Origin of the sequence: Bradyrhizobium sp. Ash2021, from assembly GCF_031202265.1 — a bacterium.
Taxonomy (GTDB): domain Bacteria; phylum Pseudomonadota; class Alphaproteobacteria; order Rhizobiales; family Xanthobacteraceae; genus Bradyrhizobium.
Map to the genome: position 1 here is coordinate 9,018,616 of NZ_CP100604.1, position 23,224 is coordinate 9,041,839.

General features: G+C 59.5%; 27 protein-coding genes and 1 pseudogene. 13 read left to right on the forward strand and 15 right to left on the reverse strand.

The window, feature by feature from the left end:
• Window positions 1-101: 101 nt before the first annotated feature.
• The gene (locus NL528_RS43315) at window positions 102-617 is read right to left on the reverse strand and encodes a MarR family transcriptional regulator (RefSeq protein ID WP_309180448.1); all 516 of its coding nucleotides are present in this window, start codon (window positions 615-617) and stop codon (window positions 102-104) included.
• Window positions 618-700: 83 nt separating this feature from the next.
• Here NL528_RS43315 and NL528_RS43320 point away from each other — a divergent pair, with 83 nt between their 5' ends.
• Window positions 701-1,006: a carboxymuconolactone decarboxylase family protein gene (locus NL528_RS43320; RefSeq protein WP_309180449.1), complete on the forward strand. Its 306-nt coding sequence runs from the start codon at window positions 701-703 to the stop codon at window positions 1,004-1,006.
• A 13-nt stretch (window positions 1,007-1,019) separates the two neighbouring features.
• Here NL528_RS43320 and NL528_RS43325 read toward each other — a convergent pair whose 3' ends face one another.
• The gene (locus tag NL528_RS43325) at window positions 1,020-1,262 is read right to left on the reverse strand and encodes a hypothetical protein (RefSeq protein WP_309180450.1); all 243 of its coding nucleotides are present in this window, start codon (window positions 1,260-1,262) and stop codon (window positions 1,020-1,022) included.
• A 131-nt stretch (window positions 1,263-1,393) separates the two neighbouring features.
• Here NL528_RS43325 and NL528_RS43330 point away from each other — a divergent pair, with 131 nt between their 5' ends.
• Window positions 1,394-1,654 carry a hypothetical protein gene (locus tag NL528_RS43330; protein ID WP_309185357.1) on the forward strand — a complete coding sequence of 87 codons (261 nt, stop codon included), beginning with the start codon at window positions 1,394-1,396 and terminating at the stop codon, window positions 1,652-1,654.
• A gap of 125 nt (window positions 1,655-1,779) precedes the next feature.
• Here NL528_RS43330 and NL528_RS43335 read toward each other — a convergent pair whose 3' ends face one another.
• The 4 genes from NL528_RS43335 to NL528_RS43350 form a co-directional block, all read right to left on the reverse strand.
• Window positions 1,780-3,177, reverse strand: a complete 1,398-nt coding sequence (locus NL528_RS43335) for an NAD(P)(+) transhydrogenase (Re/Si-specific) subunit beta (RefSeq protein WP_309179823.1) — start codon at window positions 3,175-3,177, stop codon at window positions 1,780-1,782.
• 43 nt (window positions 3,178-3,220) lie between these two features.
• Window positions 3,221-3,538 (reverse strand): proton-translocating transhydrogenase family protein, encoded by a 318-nt coding sequence (locus NL528_RS43340; protein WP_309180451.1) that lies wholly within the window; start codon window positions 3,536-3,538, stop codon window positions 3,221-3,223.
• A gap of 11 nt (window positions 3,539-3,549) precedes the next feature.
• On the reverse strand, window positions 3,550-4,677 hold the full coding sequence (locus tag NL528_RS43345; RefSeq protein ID WP_309180452.1) for a Re/Si-specific NAD(P)(+) transhydrogenase subunit alpha: 1,128 nt from the start codon (window positions 4,675-4,677) through the stop codon (window positions 3,550-3,552).
• A 115-nt stretch (window positions 4,678-4,792) separates the two neighbouring features.
• Window positions 4,793-5,458 carry a peroxiredoxin-like family protein gene (locus tag NL528_RS43350; RefSeq protein ID WP_309180453.1) on the reverse strand — a complete coding sequence of 222 codons (666 nt, stop codon included), beginning with the start codon at window positions 5,456-5,458 and terminating at the stop codon, window positions 4,793-4,795.
• Between the two features lie 342 nt (window positions 5,459-5,800).
• Here NL528_RS43350 and NL528_RS43355 point away from each other — a divergent pair, with 342 nt between their 5' ends.
• The 3 genes from NL528_RS43355 to NL528_RS43360 all read left to right on the forward strand — a co-directional run bounded on the left by NL528_RS43355 (window position 5,801) and on the right by NL528_RS43360 (window position 7,027).
• Window positions 5,801-6,397, forward strand: coding sequence for a glutathione S-transferase N-terminal domain-containing protein (locus NL528_RS43355; protein ID WP_309180454.1), 597 nt, complete (start codon window positions 5,801-5,803; stop codon window positions 6,395-6,397).
• A 220-nt stretch (window positions 6,398-6,617) separates the two neighbouring features.
• Window positions 6,618-6,857 carry a hypothetical protein gene (locus tag NL528_RS47420; protein WP_375144112.1) on the forward strand — a complete coding sequence of 80 codons (240 nt, stop codon included), beginning with the start codon at window positions 6,618-6,620 and terminating at the stop codon, window positions 6,855-6,857.
• Window positions 6,752-7,027 carry a hypothetical protein gene (locus NL528_RS43360; RefSeq protein ID WP_309180455.1) on the forward strand — a complete coding sequence of 92 codons (276 nt, stop codon included), beginning with the start codon at window positions 6,752-6,754 and terminating at the stop codon, window positions 7,025-7,027. Before NL528_RS47420 ends, NL528_RS43360 begins: the two co-directional genes overlap by 106 nt.
• 169 nt (window positions 7,028-7,196) lie before the next feature.
• Here NL528_RS43360 and NL528_RS43365 read toward each other — a convergent pair whose 3' ends face one another.
• The 5 genes from NL528_RS43365 to NL528_RS43385 all read right to left on the reverse strand — a co-directional run bounded on the left by NL528_RS43365 (window position 7,197) and on the right by NL528_RS43385 (window position 11,320).
• Window positions 7,197-7,460 (reverse strand): hypothetical protein, encoded by a 264-nt coding sequence (locus tag NL528_RS43365; RefSeq protein WP_309180456.1) that lies wholly within the window; start codon window positions 7,458-7,460, stop codon window positions 7,197-7,199.
• A gap of 187 nt (window positions 7,461-7,647) precedes the next feature.
• Complete coding sequence (locus tag NL528_RS43370; protein WP_309185255.1) at window positions 7,648-7,884, reverse strand: DUF2798 domain-containing protein; 237 nt, start codon at window positions 7,882-7,884, stop codon at window positions 7,648-7,650.
• Window positions 7,885-7,970: 86 nt separating this feature from the next.
• Window positions 7,971-9,275, reverse strand: coding sequence for an MFS transporter (locus tag NL528_RS43375; protein ID WP_309180457.1), 1,305 nt, complete (start codon window positions 9,273-9,275; stop codon window positions 7,971-7,973).
• A gap of 95 nt (window positions 9,276-9,370) precedes the next feature.
• Window positions 9,371-10,564 (reverse strand): aminotransferase class V-fold PLP-dependent enzyme, encoded by a 1,194-nt coding sequence (locus NL528_RS43380; RefSeq protein ID WP_309180458.1) that lies wholly within the window; start codon window positions 10,562-10,564, stop codon window positions 9,371-9,373.
• A 54-nt stretch (window positions 10,565-10,618) separates the two neighbouring features.
• Window positions 10,619-11,320: a glutathione S-transferase family protein gene (locus NL528_RS43385; RefSeq protein WP_309180459.1), complete on the reverse strand. Its 702-nt coding sequence runs from the start codon at window positions 11,318-11,320 to the stop codon at window positions 10,619-10,621.
• 95 nt (window positions 11,321-11,415) lie between these two features.
• On the opposite strand from NL528_RS43385, the gene NL528_RS43390 reads away from it, so the two are divergent.
• A complete protein-coding gene (locus NL528_RS43390; protein ID WP_309180460.1) occupies window positions 11,416-12,339 on the forward strand; it encodes a LysR family transcriptional regulator in 924 nt (307 codons plus the stop codon).
• 210 nt (window positions 12,340-12,549) lie between these two features.
• On the opposite strand, the gene NL528_RS43395 is transcribed toward NL528_RS43390, so the two are convergent.
• On the reverse strand, window positions 12,550-14,517 hold the full coding sequence (locus tag NL528_RS43395) for a methyl-accepting chemotaxis protein (RefSeq protein ID WP_309180461.1): 1,968 nt from the start codon (window positions 14,515-14,517) through the stop codon (window positions 12,550-12,552).
• A gap of 479 nt (window positions 14,518-14,996) precedes the next feature.
• On the opposite strand from NL528_RS43395, the gene NL528_RS43400 reads away from it, so the two are divergent.
• On the forward strand, window positions 14,997-15,632 hold the full coding sequence (locus NL528_RS43400) for an NrsF family protein (protein ID WP_309180462.1): 636 nt from the start codon (window positions 14,997-14,999) through the stop codon (window positions 15,630-15,632).
• A gap of 15 nt (window positions 15,633-15,647) precedes the next feature.
• Here NL528_RS43400 and NL528_RS43405 read toward each other — a convergent pair whose 3' ends face one another.
• Window positions 15,648-16,532 (reverse strand): LysR substrate-binding domain-containing protein, encoded by an 885-nt coding sequence (locus tag NL528_RS43405; protein WP_309180463.1) that lies wholly within the window; start codon window positions 16,530-16,532, stop codon window positions 15,648-15,650.
• A gap of 232 nt (window positions 16,533-16,764) precedes the next feature.
• On the opposite strand from NL528_RS43405, the gene NL528_RS43410 reads away from it, so the two are divergent.
• The 5 genes from NL528_RS43410 (at window position 16,765) to NL528_RS43430 (ending at window position 20,208) form a co-directional block, all read left to right on the forward strand.
• Complete coding sequence (locus tag NL528_RS43410) at window positions 16,765-17,079, forward strand: DUF485 domain-containing protein (protein WP_309177856.1); 315 nt, start codon at window positions 16,765-16,767, stop codon at window positions 17,077-17,079.
• Between the two features lies 1 nt (window position 17,080).
• A complete protein-coding gene (locus tag NL528_RS43415; protein ID WP_309180464.1) occupies window positions 17,081-18,604 on the forward strand; it encodes a cation acetate symporter in 1,524 nt (507 codons plus the stop codon).
• A gap of 92 nt (window positions 18,605-18,696) precedes the next feature.
• Window positions 18,697-19,458 carry a haloacid dehalogenase type II gene (locus NL528_RS43420; protein ID WP_309180465.1) on the forward strand — a complete coding sequence of 254 codons (762 nt, stop codon included), beginning with the start codon at window positions 18,697-18,699 and terminating at the stop codon, window positions 19,456-19,458.
• Window positions 19,458-19,895, forward strand: a complete 438-nt coding sequence (locus NL528_RS43425) for a hypothetical protein (protein ID WP_309180466.1) — start codon at window positions 19,458-19,460, stop codon at window positions 19,893-19,895. The genes NL528_RS43420 and NL528_RS43425 overlap by 1 nt, the downstream gene beginning before the upstream one ends.
• A gap of 43 nt (window positions 19,896-19,938) precedes the next feature.
• Window positions 19,939-20,208: a fumarylacetoacetate hydrolase family protein gene (locus NL528_RS43430; RefSeq protein WP_309180467.1), complete on the forward strand. Its 270-nt coding sequence runs from the start codon at window positions 19,939-19,941 to the stop codon at window positions 20,206-20,208.
• A gap of 160 nt (window positions 20,209-20,368) precedes the next feature.
• On the opposite strand, the pseudogene NL528_RS43435 reads toward NL528_RS43430, so the two are convergent.
• Together NL528_RS43435 and NL528_RS43440 are read right to left on the reverse strand one after the other, a co-directional pair.
• Window positions 20,369-20,632: pseudogene (locus NL528_RS43435) on the reverse strand (glutathione S-transferase family protein); the annotation flags it as partial.
• Window positions 20,633-20,841: 209 nt separating this feature from the next.
• On the reverse strand, window positions 20,842-21,159 hold the full coding sequence (locus NL528_RS43440; RefSeq protein ID WP_309180468.1) for a hypothetical protein: 318 nt from the start codon (window positions 21,157-21,159) through the stop codon (window positions 20,842-20,844).
• Between the two features lie 462 nt (window positions 21,160-21,621).
• On the opposite strand from NL528_RS43440, the gene NL528_RS43445 reads away from it, so the two are divergent.
• Complete coding sequence (locus NL528_RS43445) at window positions 21,622-22,965, forward strand: IS5 family transposase (RefSeq protein ID WP_309176729.1); 1,344 nt, start codon at window positions 21,622-21,624, stop codon at window positions 22,963-22,965.
• The last annotated feature ends 259 nt before the right edge of the window (window positions 22,966-23,224 follow it).

Sequence of the window (23,224 nt, forward strand, 5' to 3'; positions counted from 1 at the left end):
GATTCGGGAATCCAGTTTCGCCAATCAGTCGCCAAAATCTGTCAAAGTAGTGCTAGGGTCGAAACTCATTAATTTTTCTGAAATGCCTGCGCAAACTCTAGCTAGCGGATTGCGCCGAAAGCATTCATTGGACAGTTGGGACACTGTCGATCGTTGCAGAAACGACAGACCGTTAGTGCCGAAGTCGCGTCGCTCGGCAAGCTTCGAAGCATTGCTTCGATAAAGCGTTCCAGGACCGAACGATCTTGAGGCGAAATCTCTTGCAAGACCGCCTCCAGTGCCGTTCGGCGGCGTTCGAGAAGCGCACTTCGGCGCATATGACCAGTTTCGGTAAGCTTGATTACCACAACTCGGCGGTCATGTGATGCTACGCTCCGAACCGCGAGACCCGCGCTTGTTAAGCGGTTCAAAAGCCTGACCGTACCGGGGTGCGAAAGCCGGAGCACTCGACGCAACTGATCGATTGACAAGTCGGGGGCGTGGCCGATCACGACTAGAGCCGCAGTAGTCTCGCCACCCAGGGCTACCCCACCCAGCGCAGCCCAACGCACGCGGTCAGCGACGCCTAGTGCAAGCGCGCCAAATAGATTGATAAGACGGTCTGAAGGATCGCTCATAGTCTATTGCCATTTATGGTTGGATTCGGTATCGCCATAATATATGCATCGAGCATACATTTTTATCAACCTGGAGAAGTCGAATGTTCGACATGGAAAATCTTAACAATTTAGCGAAGCTGGACGAAAACGCGTCGAACGCTATGAAGGCGTTCTGGGCATTCGACAAGGCGACTTTTGCCGATGGGGCGCTCACTGCGCAGCAAAAACAGGTGATTGCCGTTGCAGTCGCGTTAACCACCCAATGCCCGTATTGCATCGAGATCCACACAAAGGCGGCTCGCGAGGCTGGGGTCAACGACGCGCAGTTGTCGGAAGCCGCCTTGGTTGCCGCCGCGATCCGCGCTGGTGGGGCGATCACCCATGCTACCCATCTTTTCCGCGGCTGAAGAACGCTGTCAATCATGTGGCGCCATCGATATGGCGCCGCAGAATTTCACGAAAGCGGTCTCGGTCCTTCATCGTTCCGCGGTGCCTTGAAGGTGCGCCGCGGTTTCGGTGTAGCTGAAGCCTTCTGCGGTCCGCTTGCGGATGCGGTTGACTGGTTGCGTAACCGGGATGGCGCGTGGTGCGGCCGTCGATCACCGTCTTGCGTGTTTTGCCGGTTTTGGCGAAATGCGCATTGACAGCGATATACTGGGTCATGTTGGGTTCCCTGAGTTCGCCGACAAAATCCGTCAAGTCAAAGCCTCGTCGCCGCCAAGCGTGACGCGGTTGGAACCGGGAGAACGACGGTCATCGCAAGGGCCGCATCGCGTTCAACGGTGCTCGGAAGCATGGGTGAGTTCGGTCTCTCCATCAGGATATGCCCCCGTGAAGGAGAACTCGGCGCCACGGCCATCAATTTTGCGATAGAGCCTGGTGTCCGGATCGGTGGTTGCAAGTCGGCCTTATTGCAAATCCGGGCGGGATTGGAAGCACGGGGAACGATCTTTCCATCTGGATTCGATTCAGGCGGCGGGCATCACCGGCGTGTTGCGGTTCGCTTCCAGCCGTCGGTCCATCTGCGCTACGATGCTGTCAATGACCGAAAATGACTTATGCCTTTCTGCGCCGCGACGAGCTGCACGAGTTTATCAGCCCGCTCTATGTTTCGCGCACCGTTGATGGCATCATCGTTCACGATCGGGATCGACTTCTGCGTATCGATTGAACGCTGGTTTTACATCGCCTTGACGATGTTCTCGGTGACCTTCTTGGCGTCGCCGAGCAGCATCATGGTGTTGTCGCGATAGAACAGCGGATTGTCGATGCCGGCATAGCCCGAGGCCAGCGAGCGTTTGATGAACATCACGGTGCCGGCCTTCCACACCTGCAGTACCGGCATGCCGTAGATCGGCGAGGTCTTGTCGTCCTCGGCGGCCGGGTTGGTGACGTCGTTGGCGCCGATCACGAAGGCAATGTCGGCCTGGGCGAATTCGGAGTTGATGTCCTCGAGCTCGAACACCTCGTCATAGGGCACGTTGGCCTCGGCGAGCAGCACGTTCATATGGCCGGGCATGCGGCCCGCGACCGGGTGAATCGCGTACTTCACCTCGACGCCTTCCTTCTTCAGCGTGTCGGCCATTTCGCGCAGCGCATGCTGGGCCTGCGCCACCGCCATGCCGTAACCGGGCACGATGATGACCTTGGAGGCGTTCTTCATGATGAAGGCGGCGTCGTCGGCGGAGCCGAGCTTCGCCGGCTTCTGTTCGCCGCCACCGCCGCCGGCTGCCGCCGTCTCGCCGCCGAAGCCACCGAGGATGACCGAGATGAAGGAACGGTTCATCGCGTGGCACATGATGTAGGACAGGATCGCGCCGGAGGAGCCGACCAGCGCGCCGGTGATGATCAGCGCCGAATTGCCGAGCGTGAAGCCGATGCCGGCCGCGGCCCAGCCGGAATAGGAGTTCAGCATCGAGATCACGACCGGCATGTCGGCGCCGCCGATCGGGATGATCATGAGCACGCCGAGCGCCAGCGCGATGATCGTGATCAGCCAGAAGTCGAGCGCGCTGCCGGAGAGCACGAGGCCGACGATGAAGAACACCAGGGCCAGGGCCAGGGCGATGTTGATGATGTGGCGTCCGGGCAGGATGATCGGCGCGCCGCTCATGCGGGCCGACAGTTTCAGGAACGCGATCACCGAGCCGGTGAAGGTCAGCGCGCCGATGGCGACGCCGAGCGACATTTCGACCAGGCTCTGCGCATGAATGTTGCCGGGGGTGCCGATGTCGAAGGCTTCCGGAGCATAGAAGGCACCGGCGGCGACCAGCACCGCGGCCATGCCAACCAGCGAATGGAACGCGGCGACGAGTTCCGGCATCGAGGTCATCGGCACCCGGCGCGCAATCACCGCACCGATGCTGCCGCCGATCGCAATGCCGAGCACGACCAACAGCCAGGCGAGACCGTCCGCCGGCGGATGGCTGGCCAGCGTGGTCGCGATCGCGATCACCATGCCGATCATGCCGAAGAAATTGCCCTGCCGGGATGAGGCCGGACTGGACAGCCCGCGCAGCGACAGGATGAACAACACACCCGCCACGAGATACAAAACTGCAGCCAGATTGGCGTTCATCTCAGGTCCCCCTTTATCTTCGTCACCCCGAGGTGCACGCCGCTCACTTGGCCTTCTTCTTGTACATCGCCAGCATGCGCTGGGTGACAAGGAAGCCGCCGAAGATATTCACGCTGGCGAAGATCAGCGCGACGAAGCCAAAGCCGCGCGCCCAGCCGCTGCCGCCACTGACCATGCCGACACCGCCCGCGAGCAGCGCGCCGACCACGATCACCGAGGAGATCGCATTCGTCACCGACATCAGCGGCGTATGCAGCGCCGGCGTCACCGACCACACCACGAAATAGCCGACGAACACGGCGAGGACGAAAATCGACAGCCGGAACGTAAAGGGATCAACGACTTGGGCTACATGCTCCATGGCTTCTCTCCTCAGGCCTTCGGCTGGAAATTCGGATGGATGACGGCGCCGTCCTTGGTCAGCGCGGTGGCTTTCACCAGTTCGTCCTCCCAGTTCACCGCGAGCGCCTTGCTGGGCTTGTCGATCAGGGTCTCGATGAATGAAAACAGGTTGCGGGCGTACAGGCTCGACGCCGATGCCGCGACGCGGCCGGCGACATTGGTGTAGCCGACGATCTTGACGCCGTCGGTCTCGACGATCTCGCCGGGTTTGGCGCCCTCGACATTGCCGCCGCGCTCGACCGCCAGATCGACCAGCACCGAACCCGGCTTCATCGACTTGACCATCTCGCCGCTGACGAGTTTCGGCGCCGGGCGCCCCGGGATCAGTGCCGTCGTGATCACGATGTCCTGCTTCTTGAGATGTTCGGCGGTGAGCGCGGCCTGCTTGGCCTGATACTCTTTCGACATTTCCTTGGCGTAGCCGCCGGCGGTCTGGGCGTTCTTGAACTCTTCGTCCTCGACCGCGAGGAATTTGGCGCCGAGACTTTCGACCTGCTCTTTCGTCGCGGGCCGCACGTCGGTCGCGGTGACGACGGCGCCGAGCCGCCGCGCGGTCGCGATCGCCTGCAGGCCGGCAACGCCGACGCCCATCACGAACACTTTGGCGGCCGGAATGGTGCCGGCCGCGGTCATCATCATCGGGAAGGCGCGGCCGAAAGCTTCGGCCGCCTCGATCACCGCGCGATAGCCGGCCAGATTCGCCTGGCTGGACAGCACATCCATCACCTGGGCGCGGGTGATGCGCGGCATCAATTCCATCGCGAACGCCGAGACGCCGGCATCCGCGATGGTTTTCAGCGCGGCCTCATTGCCGTAGGGATCCATGATGGCGATCACCAGCGCGCCGCGCTTGTACTGGGCAAGCTCGGAGGCTTCCGGCCGCTTCACCTTGATGACGATGTCGGCGTCCTTCACCGCATCGGCGCTGACAACGGCTCCCACCGCGGTGAATTCCGAATCCGGCAGGCCCGATTTGATGCCTGCGCCCGGCTCAACCGCGATATCGACGCCCAACGCCTTGTATTTTTTCACCGTATCGGGCGAAACGGCAACCCGCGGCTCAGACGGATTAATTTCCTTGGCAACGGCAATCTTCATGGCACTGAATACCTTCTTGCCGTCGGTTACACGGCAATCCAACGTAGCTCCAGGTGATTGCGCACGGCTGGAAGCACGTCGCGACAACACCTTTGCGCTGCCTCTAAGATCTAATTTATGAAGAGAGCCGCTTTAGCGCAGGCAGCAAATCTTCAGGATCAGGACGCTGCGTGTAATCGGCGTTTACTTCAGCGTACTCAATGATGCCGTCTGAGCCCACCACGTATCGAGCAGGCATAGGCAGGCTCCAGCTTGAATCGCCATTGAACCCCGGGAGATCGTTCTTCATCGCCTTGTAAAGCGCGATGAGATAGTCGGGTAGCGTGAACCGCAAGCCGAACTTGTTCGCGGTCTCATTCCCCGGGTCGCTCAAAATCGGAAAGGTAAGGCCATTATTTCTGATAGACTTCCGACTATTCGCAGCTGTCTGAGGCGAGATAGCGACGAGTAACGCCCCGTTCGCGTGATAGGAAGGAAGCGAAGCTTCCAAGGCTTTGAGATCCATATTGCAGTACGGACACCATGCGCCACGGTAGAATGTCACAATAAGGGGACCGCTGGTAAGTAGTTCCGCAGACGAAATAGACTTTCCATCGGCGTCGCTCAGCGTAAAGTGCGGAGCCCTATCACCTAATTTAAGAGCTCGCGCTTCCTGACCTGAAGCCTTCAGCTCGGCGGTCGCTCGATGCATCGTATCAATGGCAGCCTTGGTGGCGTTATAGGGCGGCCGTCCAGATTCGATCTCGGCCTTGAATGCATCAAGCTGATCTTGTAGCGACATTCTTTAACTCCGTTCTAAATCGATGTAGTCCAGTCGAACATCACTTTGCTCGCCGAGCGGGCCGAAGCCGACCCGCCACGAAAGCCTCCGTTATTGCTCAACGTCGAATGCGATTCGACGCTAAAACTGGTTGTTGACGTAATTCGCGCCATATAGGGCAGCATGTGATCCTGGCGTTTCAATGAGGCAGCCTTAAGCGCATGGGGCCCTTATTGCTTGGGAGCGTAAGGAATCTGAGGATCTCCTGACCGGTATTCTGGCGGGTACATGACTACGGTGTGTTCTGGTACCTCGAATTGAGCTAAATCGTTGCCCTTCAAATTTTGATACTGAACGCCGAGGATGCGCGGCTTGGACCACTCTCCGCTCTGGTGTTGCGCAGAACTCGGGTTATCTCGCCGACACTTGGTCATGGGCGGAGAGTATGGCGGCACGGATGACCCCGAATACATCGCCATGAATCCAAACCGGCTCGTGCCCACGATAGACGACGATGGATTTTTGCTCTGGGAGTCGAATGTCATTGTCCGTTATTTGTCGCAGAGATACGGGGTTGATAGTCTTTTCCCATCCGCGCTCGATCGCCGTTTTGACGCCGAGCGCTGGATGGACTGGCAAGCGACCACCCTCTGGCCGGCGCTACGCCCGGTCTTCATCGGCCTCATCCGGACACCCTTAGCAGAGAGAAATCCCATAATACAGAAAGCGGCGGAAGATCACTGCGCAAATACTATGCGGATACTCGATGCCAGATTATCCAACCGGGCGTATCTTGGAGGAGACGCGTTCTCGATGGCGGATATTCCCGCCGGCGCATCGGCCTATCGCTGGTATACTCTTGATATTGTCCACCCCCAGCTTCCACACCTGGAAAGGTGGTACGCCGATTTGACCCAACGGCCAGGCTTCCGAAACGAAGTGATGTTACCCCTCAGTTAGAAACTGCGAATTGAGGCAAGCTATGCATAGCCGCTTCGACGTTATATATCTTTGGCCCGTCGCCCTGATCAACCAGGAAATCGATCGCTATGCTCAGGCCTTATTATTCACCGGTGTATGATCTCTGGCATCATATCGCCTTGGAAGAAGCCAAAGCTCCATATACGATCTGACGCGTTGACCTGAGAACGGGGGACAACGCTCGCCGGAATATTTAAAGATCAATCCCAAAGGACGCGTTCCTGCTCTACAGACTGGAAAAGGTATCCTCAGCGAAAGTCCCTTGGCTACATCGCGTAGACATTTCCTGCGACCGAACTTACAAGCGATGCCGACAGCTTCGCCTTTGCCCATATGCAGGCCTTCAATCTCTATCTGGCCACAACGGTTCACGTCACTTTCGCCCATGTCTTTCGCCCGACCCGTTACGGCGACGGCGACGCTGTTGCAACCGCGATGAGGGTCAAGGCTACCGCCATGCTCGATGATGCCTTCGAAATGATCGACAAGAAAACGTTGGATGGCCGTCGTTGTGTGCACGGCGATGACTACACAATCTCGGATCCGTATTTGCTCGTTTTCTCACGCTGGTTAGATCGATCCAAATTGCTATTCGAGGCTGCGACCTGACTGTAGTTGCCAGTAGCTGTTCGCAGATATTCCTGCGCTCCAAAGGCAAAGGTCTCTGCCCGGTCGAAACGACAACGCGCCAATAAAACCGGAAGAATTTGTCCGGCCCCCTCGTATCTGACGAGATCGTGACGAGGAGATGCCGCACGCCAATTCGTGGTTCGCTAGACTAGAGGGCCCGAAGCGTTGCCGCGACGATTTGCTCGAGCATCTGCCGGCTCGGCTTGGTGTTCGCCAGGACATTGAGACCCTGGACGACGCAGACCAGATATCCGGCGGATTTGGCGCCCCGCTCGGCGGCTATCTCGCCCGCGGCGCTGGCGCGGGTCAACGCACCTGCAAACGCTGTTTCCAGCCTGGCCATGTTGAGAATAACCTTTTCCGAGACGACCGGATCGCGGTCTCCCAGTTCGATGAGAGAGTTTGTCAGCAAACAGCCACGCAGTCTCCGTCCATCGGCAATCGCGTCAACAAGGTTGCCGAAGTACTACGAGATCAACTCAGACTCCAAGAACGCCACCACACTGCAATAGCTCGGGAAAACGACTCGCGTCTTTTCGCCGATCGGATTGACCCACGCGAACGCAGGCAATTGCGATCAAAAGCCCCGCTTTAAGCTACTATCGTCTTTCTTCCCGCGTCAGCGCATGCGTCAGACCGCGAATAACGGGTGCCGCAAAGATGACGATCGGCAACATCATCACCCAGGCAAGGGCCCACGATTGCAGCCAATGTTTCACGAACGCTCCAGCTGCCAAAAATGGATAGCTCGCAATTCCCGCAGCAATCAAGCTGGTCAGGCCTGACTGAATGATCCCAAAGACATAGTGACTGAAGCGGCGAGGAATTCCCAACATCAGAGGTTCCTGCAAAAAGTTCGTCTCTGCAATTTCCGGTCGACGTGGATGATAGTGGGCAGCATCCGGGCAAATATCCATCAAACTCATTTTGGGGAAGCAGGAATTTCCAGAGGAATATCGGGCCTTAAAACGCCGACAACCGCCGCGCCCGCCAACAGGACAAGCACGCCGGTCGCAAACGGCACGTTCCAGTTGCCGGTCATATCGATCAACCAGCCGAACACGACTGGCGAAACGATCCCCGATAGCGCAACGCCCATGATGATGTAGGCGCTGCCCAGTCCGGCGTACTCCTTCGAAATGTCCATCGGAATGGCATACATCGGCGCGATCGTCAGCTCGAGAAAGAACATCGAAGCGGCAAGCAATGCCACCACAACCGTCAGATTGTGGATGAACAGGCAGGGAATCAGAAACAGCGCCGTGCCGATCAGCGATGTGAAGACGACGCTGCAACGGGCAAGCCGGTTGCGGCCGGTTCGCTTCAGGATCAGGTCGGATGCCATTCCGCCGGCGGTATTTCCGATCAACCCGGCGAAGAACAACAGGCTGGTGAGCAGCGCCGAGTTTTTCAGGTCGGTGCCATGCTGGTTGGCGAAATATAGCGGAAGCCAGGAAACGAACACCCAATAGGTCCAGCCGTAGGAGAACATGACGACAGTGACCGGAAACATCCGCTTGGTCAGGATCCAGAGCGGAAACCGCGCCCGGCGATCGGGTAGCGAAACGCTGAGACCCTCGAGGCGTCTGGCATCCACCTGCGGATGGGCGCGAGGGTCATCTTGGAAGTAATACCACCACGCTATCGCCCACACAATCGCAGCCGCGCCGCATACAATGAAAGAAACGCGCCAATCCGACCACACGATGATGGTCGCGACCAGCGGCGGAGCAATCGCCGCTCCGAGGCGCGACGCACTGTGCGTAATCCCCTGGATGTATCCAAAGCGATCTGCGGGATACCAGTTGCGCATGGCCTGTGTCGCCGCGGGAAACGCCGGCCCCTCGCCGAGACCGACCACGAGCCGCGCCATAAACAGGCTGGCGAGACCGCCGATCAACCCGGTCAGAATGGTGCCGGTCCCGACAATGATCACGCATACCAGCAGCGTCGCCCGAGCACCGTATTTCCGGGCACCCCATCCGCCAAACAACACCGATGCGAGATACGCCCATGAGAACGCGCTGAAGGCGAGGCCCATCTGGGTATTGGTAAGCTGAAAATGCGCCTTGAGAGGGGCTGCTGCCGCCGAGATGTTGACGCGGTCGAGATACATGATCGCAAACAGAATGCAGAGCATCGTGGTGATGACGGCGTGGGCGCTGAACGCAGCCGGTCGCGATGTCTGTTCCGGCGCCGCCGGTTCAGCCTGCTGGATCAGCGCCATGGTGGTATCCTCCGCGGAACGTCTTCGACTTTGTTGTTGTGGACGTCCGGTTTGGACTTTCCGACCTTCTTGGCTGAGGCCCCTCTTCCAGCCTGCTATTCCGCAGCAAGCGCTGCAGGTGGCAAGTTGCCGGCAAGAGCCTCCATCGCAGCATCGACGCCACCCGGAGAATGGGGAATCCCCCTTGCCTTCAGCCCCATCTCGATGCCGGACAAGGTGGCAGTCACCGTCAGGTTGTTGAAGTCGCCGAGGTGTCCGATCCGGAATAGGCGATCGGCAAGCGGGCCCAAGCCGTTGCCCAGGGACATGTTGGCGCGTTCGAGAATCTCGTGCCGCAACGCATCGGCGGAGTGCCCCACGGGAAGCCGCACGGCGGTGAGCGTCGAGGAATATTCCGCCTCGTTGCTGCACTGGATCTCAAAACCCCAATGTCGCACCGCGGCTCGCGTCGCCTGTGCTGCGCGGGCATGACGGGCAAAAACCTGGTCCAGTCCTTCGGCGTGCAACATCTCCAATGCAACCTTCAAGCCCTGCAACAAATTGGTTGAAGGCGTGTACGGGAAAAAGCCTTTGACGTTTGCCGAAAGCATCTCTTCCCAGCCCAGGAACGCGCGAGGAAAGCGCGATGTCCTGGAGGCGGCCAGCGCCTTGTCCGAAATGGCGTTGAAGGAAAGTCCGGGTGGTAGCATCAGTCCTTTTTGCGAGCCCCCGACCGTCACATCGACGCCCCATTCGTCGTGCCGGTAGTCGATGGAGCCGAGCGATGAGATGGTGTCGACAAGCAGCAATGCCGGATGACCCGCTCGATCGATCGCGCGTCGCACGGCGGCAATGTTTGACGTCACGCCGGTGGATGTCTCGTTGTGGACGACAGCGACAGCCTTGTAGCTGTGCGCCTTATCTTCCCTGAGCCTGGCCTCGAGCAGATCGGCGTCGACGCCGGAGCGCCAGTCTCCTTTGATGATGTCCGCTTCGAAACCGAGGGATTTGGTCATCTTGCTCCACAGCGTCGAGAACCAGCCGGTCTCGAACATCAGCAGGCGGTCGCCGGGGGACAGCGTATTTACCAGTGCGGCCTCCCACGCTCCGGTGCCGGACGTCGGATAGATGACGACGGGATTGGCCGTCTTAAAAACGGAACGTATCCCTGCGAGCACCTCAAGGCCGAGTTCGGCAAACTCTGGGCCGCGGTGATCGATGGTCGGTTTGGCGATCGCGGCCAGGATCGGCAGCGGCGTATTGGTCGGTCCGGGGATCTGCAGGAAATGACGGCCAGGAAGCTGCTGCATCGGGTTCCTCCGAATTGCGCTCAAGCATGTAGGTGCGAGGATCACCAGCCGCCCTTAGGGAAGGCCATTGCGGCCGTGCTTTCGGAAACCGGGTCGCTCGGTCATCAATTCGTAATAATCGGCGATGGCGGCGTAGTGCGGTCGCTTGAGGTTGGAGATCATGAACCAGCGGTTGACGACCAGACCCATTGGAATATCGGCAATGGTGAAATGGTCGCCCATCACATACGGGCCGTTGTCAGCCAAATGCCCATCGAGGAGGCCTATGACGTGGATCAGCTCCTTCTGTCCTTGCTCGACGTACCAGGGATGGTCATACGGCGCTTCCTTGAGTTGACCACCCAGGAACGCGCCGCGCAACGCGTGGGTAATGTCGTAGGCCACCCAGTCCATCCACTGTTCGATCGCTTGCCGCTGTCCGAGATCGTCGGGGTAGAGATCGATCGCCCTGTGCTTGGCCGCAAGGTAACGGACGATGGTATTGGATTCACGCATCACCAGCGATCCGTCGATCACCACGGGCACTTGACCGGTAAGATTGAGCTTCAGGAATTCCGGGGTATTGGTCGGTTTGAACCCGCGGCCGAAGTCTTCGCGGACGAACGGGATACCGATCTCGTCGCAGACCCAAAGAACCTTGCGAACGTTGAACGAATTGGCACGACCAAGCACCCTGAGCGGACCGCCGGCAGGTTCCGACGACAATTCGGCGGCTCGATCCGCGCCCTTCCCCAATGCTTCGCCAGTTTCGGACATGAGCGCTCCCCTAAGGTTTGTCTTTGGCGAGCATTGAAGACTGGACCAATTCTGATGTAAAATTGAAATATCGGATAAACTCATGAGTTTTTTAAATGAATATCGGACTTCGTCAGCTTCGGGCCTTTCTCTCGGTCGCCCGCCGAGGAAGCTTCACCCGCGCCGCCGAGGACGTGGGTCTATCCCAAAGTGCCCTGAGCCTGTCGGTTCGGCAGCTTGAGAACGAGCTCGGCCTGAAGCTTCTCGACCGCACGACTCGGCAAGTGCAATTGACAACCGTCGGTCAAACCCTGGTTGCCACCGGCTCCCGTCTTGTCGACGAACTCGATGCGACGCTTCGGGAATTGCGGGATATCGGGGAACAGCATCGGGGACGAGTCGTCATGGCGTGCGTGCCCGCGGTGGCTCGCAGCCTGATGCCGAAATGTGTCGCGCATTGTTCGGCCAAATGGCCCAATGTCTCGCTGAGCATCGACGACAGCGCGGCAAGCGATGTGATCCGCAAGGTCGGCCGTGGCGAGGTCGAGTTTGGAATTGCAAGCGGACAGATTGCCAGTTCGGAGCTATACGTTCAACCGCTGATGGACGACCCATTCTGCCTCGTATGCCGTCGCGACGATCCCATGGCGAAAAATCGGAACGTGCGTTGGGCGGAGCTCGCCGATCGACGGCTTGTCATGCTGAGCAATACATCGGGAAGCCGTCAGGTAATCGAGACAACGCTTGCGAGCGCCGGGACACAGGTGGAGGTCTTTCTTGAGCTCGCTCAGCCGAGTTCTGTCCTCGGAATGGTCGAGGCCGGAGTCGGGATTGCAATCGTACCGGAGCTCGCCGCTCCTCGCAAAGATGACACCATCCTTGCAACGTTGCGCCTTGTAAAGCCGGAGGTTAGCAGAACCATCCTGCTGCTGCGGCGCCGGGACCGTTCGCTTTCCCCCGCAGCGTCCGCCGTATGGGACGCACTGCTACATCTTTATCGCGGTACCGGCAAAGACTTAAATCCCGCCCCAGACCGGTAACCTTCAAGGCCACACCAGCGCGAGCTGGAGCGGGTGAAGTGTTCCATTCTTTTAAAAAGCAAGTCGGGAAATCGGTCAACCAATGTGGCGAAATTTGAACGATTCAGGTTTCAAAGGGCTCAAATGGCTAGGTCGCGTCCTCAACGGGATCTTTTGGGTCATGAATGCGGGCTCAGCTTGACTGATTCCCCCACACTCCGGGACTAGACACTAAGCGGCTTCGCGCAGCCCGGACAGGAAGGTGTCGACGCTTTCGAACAATGCGGCGGCGTGCTGGCTGAGTTCACCGGATGCGACCATGACGTTGTTGGCCAGCGCGCGCGATTGGCCGGCGGCCTCGCTCGCGCCGGCGACGTTGAGCGAGACTTCGCTGGTGCCGGCGGCGGCCTGTTGCACGCTTCGCGCAATTTCGCGCGTCGCCGAGTCCTGCTCCTCAACGGCGGCGGCGATGGTTGTCGCGATGCCGCTGATTTCCCGGATGGTGTCGCTGATGCCACCGATCGCGATGACGCAATCCCCCGTGGCGGATTGGATCGCGGCGACCTGCCCAGCAATCTCCTCGGTCGCCTTCGCCGTCTGACTGGCGAGCTCCTTGACCTCGGCGGCGACCACGGCAAAGCCTCGCCCAGCTTCTCCTGCACGCGCTGCCTCGATCGTAGCGTTGAGCGCCAGCAGATTGGTCTGGCTGGCGATTGCGCCGATAAGGCGAAGCACGTCACCGATCTTTTCCGCGGCGGCGGCCAGGCTACCGACCATTTCCGTGGTTTGCCCGGTCTTGATTACTGCGTTATCGGCGACGCCACTGGAATGGATGACCTGACGACCGATCTCGGCGACCGAAGAGGCAAGCTCCTCGGTGGCGGCGGCTACCGTGCCGACGCTGGCCGAAGCCTCCTCGGACGCGGCAGCGGCCGCGGTGGCCCGTTCCGAAGTGCCGTTGACGCTTGTTGTGATCTCGCCGGCGACGCGCCGCATGTCCTCGGTAGCTTGCGCGACAGCGCCGACCGCGCTCTTGACGTCGGCTTCGAAGCGGTCCGCCATCTGGCTCTGTAGCGCCTTCTTCTCCAGTTCGGCCTGCGCCTTGGCGGCTTCCTGCGCCTCGCGCAGCGAGCGCGTCTCGATCGTGTTACGGCGGAACACGTCGACTGCCACGGCCATAGTGCCAAGCTCGTCCTTTCGGTCGCCGCCGGGGATCGTGACTTCGGTATCGCCGCTGGACAAGCGGTTCATCACGGCGGTGATCGCAGCCAGCGGGCGCGACAGACCGCGCCCGAGCAGGAATGCCAGCAGAACGGCACCTGCGAGAATCGCGATCGTGGCGAGGATTAGATTGCGCTGTGAACTTGCCGCCGCCGCCTCATATTCGGCGGTATCCTTGATGACTTCGAGTACGGCGACCGGCTGGCCGGCATAATTCTTGATTTGCCCCAGATAAACCGCGGCGGGATGGCCGTCGAAGCTGGCTTCGCGGCGCAGCGCCCCGCCGTCGAATACGCTCCTCAGCTCGTCCGATGTGGCGACCACAGTGTCGCCGAAGGTCGAGGAGAGTTTCCGGAAGGTCTTGCCGTCGAACCAATGCACGGCGAGGTCGACGCCGAAGCGCTTTTTGGCGCGATCGACGAATTCCTTGCCGAAAGCGGCCCCGACATCGGCAACCGCAAGGCTCTTGCCGTCGCGCATGATCGGAGTGATGCCGAAGGTAATGAGCGTATCGCGCCCCGCCTCGACACCGACGATCGGCTTTCCGGTCTTGTTTGCCGTCACTATGGTGACGCGACGCGCCGAGATGTCATCGCCAAATGCCCGGGGGTCGTGGACTCGCAGAAAGATTGTTGCCGGTGGCAGGGTCAAGCTCACAACAGGAAGCCCTTGCGCCTTCATTGCCTTCATCGGGCCATCAAGCAGCGCCATCAGCCCGTCGCGGTCCCCCTTGGCGACGGCATCGCCGACTGGTGGCAGGCTGGCGATGACGGCGCTGACCGCGAGCGCCGCGCGCCCTTCGTAATCGAGCGCGGCGATGACGCTGTCATACTGCAGCTTGAGTTGCTGGTCGAGCGCGAGCCGCGTCAACGTGCGCTGCTGAACAACCGAAAAGGTCCCGAGGATTCCGCAGGCCGCCGCGACAGTCAACGAAATGGCGAGGATCAAACGGACTGCGATCGATCGAAGTCTGAGCATTGGGAAACCGACGCTCCGCAAGGGGAAGATTTCGGAAAGTCCCATAAAAGGCTTAACAATTCGAGAGCGATTGAATGCACAGTCCTTTCGCTCGCTTTAAGGCGAATTCACGTTCCGTATCGCATCTAGTGCGGTTCGATCATCCGCTTCACGGCCGGATCAAGAACTGTATCCGCACGTGCGCGGGAGATGGCCCGATAGCCGCAGGCTATGATTAGCCAGTCCAGCAGCCTTCGTAACTCAAACGCTGCACGACAATCGACGCTGCGCGACGCGCGCTGCGTTCGTGGGATGGCTCGGCCCGAATGCCTCAAAGGCTTGCGGCCGCGACATCGACGCATTCGCGAGGCCGCGAACAGGCGCATTTTTTGTGATCGTCAGCGCGTAACGTTTTAGGCCGGAGAACGAATAGAAGAATAGTACTGAGCGCGGCACTAACTCGCGTCGAGTGCTTACGTGAGACTTTGGAGCTTAGTTAAATGCAAACAGAGAGGTTGATCGATGTCCTGACAGCGGACACAGTAATTCCCTGGAAGCTTGAGAAATCCATTCGGCTTGCGCTGGTAGTGGGAAACATCATCGCCGGAATAATGTTCTTCGGCGGCATCGGTTTTCGTCCCGACATCGTGTTCGCAATGGGAACCACCCGCTTCCTAGTTAAGTTTGCCGTAACTCTGCCGCTCGCGTTGACCGCAACTGCTGCAATGCTTCGGGCGGCGCAGCCCGGCGCTTCGTTCGGAGTTCGGGGTTGGGCACTCGCGATTTCGCCAACAATTCTGATGTCCGCCGTCCTCATTGAGATCGCGACGGTACCGCCGCCGCTTTGGGGCTCAAGGATGATGGGCACGAATGCACAGAATTGTTTAACACTGATACCGCTTCTATCGATTGGACCGCTGGCCTGCCTTCTTCTTGCGCTGCGCAAAGGAGCCTCGACGCGACCTGGCTTGGCCGGAGCCATCGCCGGTCTTGCCGCGAGCGGAATTGCGGCGACCTTTTACGCAACGAACTGCACGGATGACAGTCCTCTCTTCGTCGTCGTCTGGTATCCGCTTGCGGCAGCGTTTGTGACGTTGATCGGTTGTTTGAGCGGGCGACGGTTCTTGCGATTCTAGCGCGCCTTCTCTGTGCTACACCACAAGCGTAGCCGCTTTCCCTGACCTGGCGCTGGTTAAACTGTCGGCCAGATAATTAGCCAACTCGCTAACGACTCGCGAATTGCTGCGCCGGCCGTAAGAATAGACCAATTCCACCGTTGGCAGCTGCGGCAGACGCATGCCATGACGGACGACCCGCAGTGGCGGCGCGACCAGCGCGCGGGCGAGGACGGTGATCCCCATTCCCTCCACCGCCGCCGACTTGAGGCATTCAAAGCTCGGGCTGACGAAACTGAGATGCCAGGACCGCTTGTGGTCCTTCAGCGCGGCGATGGCGAAGCGGCGATAGGCGCAGCCTTCGGGAAATAGGATCAGCGGCACTGACTCATTGTCATCAGCCGAATAATTCGGGCCGCTGACCCAGACCAATTGCTCACGGAGCGCCACGGTGCCGTTTTTTGCTCCGGTTTCCTGTTTGAAGAAGGCCAGATCGAACTCGCCGCGCATGCTCCGCTTCATCAGGTTTTCGGACTGATTGGCCTCAACCTCCAGTCCGACCATAGGATGCTTGTTCTTGAAGCGCGCCAGCCAAGTCGTGAAATCGCGTCCAAAGAAATCGAGCGGCACCCCAAGACGAACAAAGCCGGTCAGCACGTCATCGGACATCGAGGCATAGGCCTCGTCGTTGAGTTGCAGAATCTTTCGCGCATACTGCAGGAGCTTGCCGCCCTCCGAGGTCAGTTCGAGCACACGGCCCTTGCGGCGCGTCAGCAGCGCCTTGCCGACCTGGGTTTCGAGTTTCGCGATCTGCTGGCTGATCGTCGATTGGGAGCGGCCGACGGTTTCCGCCGCGCGCGAAAAGCTCATGGTGTCGGCGATGACCAGAAACGAGCGCAGGCAGTCGATATCGAAGTTCACCGAGATCTCCATAATCGCAAAATACGATATCGATCATCGTTATTATTCATTTTGCCACTTCAGACACCGTCCGTAAAGACGTAGTAGCCGCTTTGCGCATAATGACGCCCAAGGACTGGCCAACCCCGCTGCAATGCGGGACGCAAATCGCCCCGCGCCTTCCGCGCATCGCATAATCGATGCCGAGAGCGTGAAGGACGCGATTTGATGACAAAAACGCGGGAGGGGAATCGTGGCTCGCAACGGGACATCGCTTGAGGCTGCGCACGCCTCGGTCAAGGAGTTGATCGCCGGGAAGCTGAAGTATCTGGTGCCGATGACGATCATTTTCATAGTCAGTTATATCGGCCTGACCGTATTCGCCGGTTTCGCCAAAGACCTGATGGGCATGAAGATCGCCGGCGCGGTCAATCTGGGCTTCGCGCTGATCGCGCTCAACTATCTGCTGTCATGGGTCCTCGCGATCGTCTACGGGCGCATCGCCGCCGGCAAGTTCGATCCACTCGCCGCGAGGGCTGCGATGGAGATCTCCGGGCGGGGAAATTGAGATGAACCTCACGCTCGGCATATTCATCGTCATCCTGCTGATCACCCTCTGCATCACCTGTTGGGCCGCCAGCCGCACGCATACCACGAGCGATTTCTACGCCGCCGACAGCCAGCTCACCGCGTCGCAAAACGGATTTGCGCTGGCCGGCGACTGGTGTAGTGCAGCCGCCTTCCTGGGCTTCACCGGGCTCACTGCGCTTTACGGCATGGATGGTGCTTTCTATGCGCTTGGCCCGCTGGTTGCCTTTTGCACGGTGTTGTTTCTGATCGCGGAGCCAATGCGCAATACCGGAAAATATACTCTGGGCGATGTCATCCGCAGCCGGATGCAGACACGAACCTCGCTGCTTGCGGCCATTGCAGGAACCGTGGTTGTCAACTTCGCCTATCTGATGCCGCAGATGGCAGGTGCCGGCGTACTGGTGCGACTGCTGACCGGCATTTCCTACGACTGGGCGGTGATTTTGGTCGGCATCAGCATGATCGTCTACGTTGCTTTCGGCGGCATGCTGGCGACGACCTGGGTGCAGATCGTCAAGGCGGTGCTGATGCTGAGCGCGGGAGCGATCATCCTGGTGATGATCCTGTCGCTGGTGCACTTCAATCCGCTAACGCTGTTCACCGATGCCGAACAGAAATACACCGCCAATTATCTGCTGCCCGGAAACTATCTGAAGAATCCGTTCGACCAGATATCGCTCGGACTTGGCTATACGTTCGGGCTGGCGGGATTGCCGCATGTGATGACGCGATTCTACACGGTGCCCGACGCCAAGACGGCCCGTCGTTCCGTGGTATGGGTGATGTTTCTCGCCGGCGCATTCTTCGCGGGCACCACGCTGTTCGGATTGGCCGCTGCGAATTACGTCGGTCAGGACGCGATCCGAGCCGCCGACAAGGGCGGCAACCTGACGCTACCGCTCCTCGCGCAATATCTCGGCGGTGGAAAGGGCAGCTTCGGCGGAGATTTGATGCTTGGCTTCGTCGCCGCGGTGGCGGTCGCCACGATCCTCGCCGTGGTCTCGGCGCTGACGCTGTCGACCTCAGGCGCCATTGCGCACGACTTCTACGTCAACTGGATCAAGCGCGGACAGGTCGACGGCAAACAGGAAGTCCGGATCGCGCGGATCGCTGCCGTCGTCATCGGCGTGCTTGCAATTGCACTCGGAATTCTCGCGCAGGGCGTCAATGTCGCGGTGCTGGTGATTCTTGCAATCTGCGTAGCCGCCAGCGCCAACTTCCCGGTGTTGATCCTGTCGCTGTTCTGGCGGAGATTCAATACCAGTGGCGTAGTCGGCGGCATGACGGTCGGCCTCATCTCTTCAGTCGTGCTGGCGATGATCGGACCGGCGATGCGCGGCGCCGACGCGCTCTGGCCTCTGGTCAATCCGACGATCGTCTCGTTGCCTCTGGGGTTCCTCGGCGCCGTGTTGGGCACGCTGATCTCGGGGCGCGACGCAGAAAACGAAAAACGCTTCGACGCATTCCTGCTTCAGGTTCACACCGGTGTCGCGCCGGGGTAGATGGGCAGCTGCGCTTGCTGAAAGAAGTCAGCCGCGGTTCACCGCGGCCGATCGGTTTTACTCCACAACCCGTGAGATAAAGGGTCCGCCCTGTGACGATCAAAGCTGTTGTTTTCGATGCCTATGGCACCCTCTACGATATCCAATCGGTAGCCGCGATCACTGATGAAGCCTTCCCCGGATATGGCGAGATCATCACCCAGATCTGGCGTCTGAAGCAGCTGGAATACACCTGGCTGCGATCGCTGATGCAGCGCTATGAGGACTTCTCGATCATCACGCGCGAGTCGTTAGCCTACACGCTGCGATGCCTCGGGCTGAAGAACGATCCTGGCGTGTTCGAGCGTATCATGGGCAAGTACGCCCATCTCGATCTTTATCCCGACGCGAAGGCAACGCTCGCGGCGATGAAGGGTCGCAAGCTCGCGATACTGTCGAACGGCAGCACCGATATGCTCAATTCTCTTGTTGGCAATACGGGGCTGGACCGGATCCTGGATGCCACGATCAGCGTCGATTCCAAACAGATCTTCAAGCCGGCCCCTGATGCCTACACGCTAATCGAAACGAATCTCGGGGTCGCGCCTGCCGACGTGCTGTTCGTGTCCTCAAATCCGTTCGATGCTTGCGGCGCCAAGGCGTTCGGCCTGAAAGTAGCGTGGATCGAGCGGGTGACGCCCGAGGCCATGGCCGAGGCCTGCCAGAAAAGCGATCTCATCGCACCGCTGACCATGTTCAGGGCAATCCGGATGCAGATGGATGAGTTTGGTCTTGAGCCGGATTATCGTGTCAGCGGGCTCTCCGCGCTGGTAGATATCCTGTCGCCGGTCGGAAAACATCACGGGATAAGGTGATGGCGAAGGCACGATCCCGTTCCGTCGAGTGTTTGGCAGCGCGACAGTGGCACGATTACCAAAGGCGCACACCCGGAACCTATTTTGCCGAAACGCCCGATACGCTGACGCTGGACGAGGCCTACGCCGTCCAAGCGGAGGTAGCGCGCTTGCGTTGCGCGGCCGGCGACGCGGTCGCGGGATACAAGGTCGGCTGCGTCGGACCGGGCGTGGTCGAGCAATTCGGCATGAACGGTCCGATCCACGCGCGTCTGTTCCGCAGTGAAATCAGGAATTCCGGAGAAACCCTGCAATACAGTGCGTACGCCAATCTCACAATTGAAGGCGAGATGGCTGTTCGCATCGACACTAACGGGGTGATCGAGGCGGCTTTCCCGGTCATTGAATTGCATCATTTCGTCTTTCGCGGGCCGCGGAAGACGCTGACGGAACAATAATGGCATTCACGCTGGTGCAGTGATTTCAAGCCGCCATGCAACCATGACGCTCGATGATTGGATCGCTGCTCGCACTTTGTCCGTTGTCGTCAACGGCGTAACTATCGATGCTGGAGCATTGTGGGCGATGAGAGGTGGGGCTGCCGAGGCGATCGAGTGGCTCCGTGACGACCTCGACCGCTTCGGCGCCTCACTTAAACCTGGAGACCTCGTATTGACGGGAACGCCGCTTGGGCTCAACCCGGTAAAGGCTGGCGACCACGTGGTAGTCTTGGTCGATGACCGCGAATACGTGGAGTGCAGGCTCATTTGATACCGTATTGCAGTTCCAGCTAGTTAGCCTTTACAGCTATCTTGCGGGCTATTTGCTGTTCGGCGCGGACTAATCGCCGACCTCATGATCGCCCATGTCCCCGATAGTGGCGGCGGCGTCAAAGCCCGACGCGATTTTCAAGATGGTCGTTGAGGACTTAATAATGGCGCTCGGCCTCGCGCCGATAGCGGTTTACAGCATAGTCGAGACCTTCCGGCGCGGCGAATTGGAAGTGGACGGCCTGGCCCGAGAACGGTCCAAGACCAGAGGCGATGAACAAGAGCCACGACAGCAGTTCCGGTCGATCTTCCGGAGTGCCAAGGAATTTTCCGGTCTTTTCGGCGAGATAGATCAGGACCGCCGTGGAGTCGAAGACGCGGACTTGCTTGCCGCCCGGCCCGTCGGTATCGACGATGGCAGGCATGATGCGGCATTCGATTTTCTCGATTGTCCGGAGCACTCCCGCGCCGAGCCCTAACCATAGCGAGGTCTTCTGGCCCGCCGCAAAGATCGCGCGATCAAACCGCAGGAGCGAAAACTCCCTTTTAACTGATGCGACGTCGGCCCCGTGTGCGGCGCGCCACCATCATGTGGCGGTCACCCAAAAACCTTTACAAAAGCCGACGGCCAGGCTCAGGCAGAAACATCCAATCGAGAACCAATTGCGATGACGGGTACCGCGCCGGCGACGCCTTGTAAGTTTGACGGTTTTTCCAGGCCATCAGTTACCGTCGTGGTCGGATTGGCATTGAGACTGGCAAGACTGCCTCCGAAAACGACGCCTGACGACGGAGGATTCTTAACCGTGGGGTCGTCCTTTGCATCCTTCCCGTATGGTCCGGATTCTGGATGCGCAGGATCAATATGCTTCTTGGCATAGTCCACATCCGTGCAGTTTCTGCACGCGAAGCCGTTTACGGTGACCGGGGTAGGATAATTGATTGTCATCATGTCATATTACGCGTGAAGGGTTACAGCCCGATTAAACCGCTGCTTGGTGCTAACAATTGTCAGAATTAGCTTGGCCATTTGTTCGACGAAAATCTGGATCACCGCGACCGAGCCCCCGGGGTTCTTTTAGGAGATACCTAATTATGAGGGATATGCCGCCGGAAAATAGGCCTTGGGAAAGGACACACGGCGGTGGGAATGTCCCGGTCTTGTCGATGGTTCGGCTACTGCGTGGCCGCTGACGGCGCGGACGCCTTAGTCCTCCGCTCGCGTCCGCGCTCATGACTAGGTTCAATACAGTCGGATTAGTCGTCCGTGAAGAATTCCCAAGTCGTTGATTTAGAATCTGGAAACGGCAGGCTGGGGCAACCGAGTTTGCCGGGAATCGGGTGTGCGGAAGGGGATTCCTTGCAAATTTGATTTGTGATTCACTCGCCTTTGGATGTTTTGGCGGGGGACCAGATGCGACCACCGGAACGGCGGGAGACAGGAGAGCAGGATCTGTTCCGCTCTCGGCTCGACCAGATCATCGACCTGAAGCATCCGCTGGTGGCGCTGGGGCGCACGGTGGATTGGGAGTTCCTGGAACGGGAGTTCGGGGCGGTCTACACGGATGATCCCGGCCGCCCGCCACTGCCGACGCGATTGATGGCGGGGCTGGCGATCCTCAAGCACACCTACGACCTGTCCGACGAGGTGCTGTGCGAGCGCTGGGTCGAGAACCCCTATTACCAGTTCTTCTGCGGCGAGGAGTTCTTCCAGCACCGGCTGGTGTTCGATCGCTCGTCGCTGACGCGCTGGCGCAACCGGATGGGCGAGGAGCGGCTGCAGGCATTGCTGCAGGAGAGCCTGTCGGTGGCCACCAGAACCAAGGCGATCAAGCCGTCCGAGTTGTCACGGGTGATCGTCGATACCACCGTGCAGCCCAAGAACGTGACGTTCCCCACCGACGCGAAGCTTCTGAACCGGGCGCGCGAGAAACTGGTGCGGCTGGCGCAGCGCCACGGGGTAGATTTGCGCCAGTCCTATGCGCGCCTGGGCAAGTTCGCCCTGATCCAGCATCAGCGCTATGCCCACGCCAAGCAGTTCAAGCGTGCCAACCGGATGCTCAAGAAGCTGCGCACCTATCTCGGCCGCGTCATCCGCGACATCGGCCGCAAGATCGAGGGCAACAGCGGGCTCGAAGGGACGTTCGCACAGCTGCTATTGCTGGCGCGGCGCGTGCGCGAGCAGCAGCAACGTCAACGCGGACCGAAGGTCTATTCCCTGCATGCGCCGGAAGTCGAATGCATCGGCAAGGGCAAGGCCCATCGGCCTTACGAGTTCGGCGTCAAGGTCAGCGTTGCCACCACCCTCAAGCACTGCAAGGGCGGCCAGTTCGTCACCCATGTGAAGGCGCTGCCCGGCAATCCATATGATGGCCACACCTTGGAAACCGTGATCCCGGACATGGAAGCGCTCGTCGGCAACACCATCGCGCGCATCCTCGCCGACAAGGGCTACCGCGGCCACAATGCGCCGCCCGATTACAAGTTCAGGGTCTTCATCTCGGGGCAAAAGCGAGGGGTGACGCCGCAGATCAAGCGCGAACTCCGCCGCAGGTCCGCCGTCGAGCCCGTCATCGGCCATCTCAAAGCCGAGCACCGCATGGGCCGCAACTATCTCTGGTTCCGGCGCGGCGACGCCAACAACGCCGTCCTCGCCGCCGTCGGCTACAACTTCCGCCGCCTGATCCGCTGGCTCAGGATTTTGTTGCGCCAAATCCTGGCCGCTCTCTTCGCCGCGCCGTCGACCAATCCAGTCTGAAATCAGGGTTCTTCACGGACGACGGATTAGACTACGGGACTCTCCGTAAAGAGTGCCTTGAGGCCGTCAGGCAATGGCCCGGCTGTGAGTCGATCGCTGGCATTCAAATACTACGAGATAACAGACCGGGGAAATTCTCTGTCAAGATTACGCTGTATGGAAGCGCCAACGTCAAGACGGCCGACCGCGCAATGATTTTCGTTCAGCGTGAAAAACGAAGGCAATCTCATCTAGTCGAATAGTGCCTAACTATTCGCAC

Excerpts from the sequence above, each read along its gene's own strand:
- NL528_RS43430 (WP_309180467.1), top strand. The coding sequence starts at position 19,939 with ATGACGCTCGATGATTGGATCGCTGCTCGCACTTTGTCCGTTGTCGTC.
- NL528_RS43345 (WP_309180452.1), bottom strand. The coding sequence starts at position 4,677 with ATGAAGATTGCCGTTGCCAAGGAAATTAATCCGTCTGAGCCGCGGGTT.
- NL528_RS43360 (WP_309180455.1), top strand. The coding sequence starts at position 6,752 with ATGCAGGCCTTCAATCTCTATCTGGCCACAACGGTTCACGTCACTTTC.
- NL528_RS43320 (WP_309180449.1), top strand. The coding sequence starts at position 701 with ATGTTCGACATGGAAAATCTTAACAATTTAGCGAAGCTGGACGAAAAC.
- NL528_RS43390 (WP_309180460.1), top strand. The coding sequence starts at position 11,416 with ATGAATATCGGACTTCGTCAGCTTCGGGCCTTTCTCTCGGTCGCCCGC.
- NL528_RS43325 (WP_309180450.1), bottom strand. The coding sequence starts at position 1,262 with ATGACCCAGTATATCGCTGTCAATGCGCATTTCGCCAAAACCGGCAAA.
- NL528_RS43375 (WP_309180457.1), bottom strand. The coding sequence starts at position 9,275 with ATGGCGCTGATCCAGCAGGCTGAACCGGCGGCGCCGGAACAGACATCG.
- NL528_RS43415 (WP_309180464.1), top strand. The coding sequence starts at position 17,081 with ATGAACCTCACGCTCGGCATATTCATCGTCATCCTGCTGATCACCCTC.
- NL528_RS43340 (WP_309180451.1), bottom strand. The coding sequence starts at position 3,538 with ATGGAGCATGTAGCCCAAGTCGTTGATCCCTTTACGTTCCGGCTGTCG.
- NL528_RS43370 (WP_309185255.1), bottom strand. The coding sequence starts at position 7,884 with ATGTTGGGAATTCCTCGCCGCTTCAGTCACTATGTCTTTGGGATCATT.
- NL528_RS43335 (WP_309179823.1), bottom strand. The coding sequence starts at position 3,177 with ATGAACGCCAATCTGGCTGCAGTTTTGTATCTCGTGGCGGGTGTGTTG.
- NL528_RS43400 (WP_309180462.1), top strand. The coding sequence starts at position 14,997 with ATGCAAACAGAGAGGTTGATCGATGTCCTGACAGCGGACACAGTAATT.
- NL528_RS43330 (WP_309185357.1), top strand. The coding sequence starts at position 1,394 with ATGGGTGAGTTCGGTCTCTCCATCAGGATATGCCCCCGTGAAGGAGAA.
- NL528_RS43445 (WP_309176729.1), top strand. The coding sequence starts at position 21,622 with ATGCGACCACCGGAACGGCGGGAGACAGGAGAGCAGGATCTGTTCCGC.
- NL528_RS43350 (WP_309180453.1), bottom strand. The coding sequence starts at position 5,458 with ATGTCGCTACAAGATCAGCTTGATGCATTCAAGGCCGAGATCGAATCT.
- NL528_RS43355 (WP_309180454.1), top strand. The coding sequence starts at position 5,801 with ATGCGCGGCTTGGACCACTCTCCGCTCTGGTGTTGCGCAGAACTCGGG.
- NL528_RS43425 (WP_309180466.1), top strand. The coding sequence starts at position 19,458 with ATGGCGAAGGCACGATCCCGTTCCGTCGAGTGTTTGGCAGCGCGACAG.
- NL528_RS43440 (WP_309180468.1), bottom strand. The coding sequence starts at position 21,159 with ATGATGACAATCAATTATCCTACCCCGGTCACCGTAAACGGCTTCGCG.
- NL528_RS43380 (WP_309180458.1), bottom strand. The coding sequence starts at position 10,564 with ATGCAGCAGCTTCCTGGCCGTCATTTCCTGCAGATCCCCGGACCGACC.
- NL528_RS43385 (WP_309180459.1), bottom strand. The coding sequence starts at position 11,320 with ATGTCCGAAACTGGCGAAGCATTGGGGAAGGGCGCGGATCGAGCCGCC.
- NL528_RS43395 (WP_309180461.1), bottom strand. The coding sequence starts at position 14,517 with ATGCTCAGACTTCGATCGATCGCAGTCCGTTTGATCCTCGCCATTTCG.
- NL528_RS43315 (WP_309180448.1), bottom strand. The coding sequence starts at position 617 with ATGAGCGATCCTTCAGACCGTCTTATCAATCTATTTGGCGCGCTTGCA.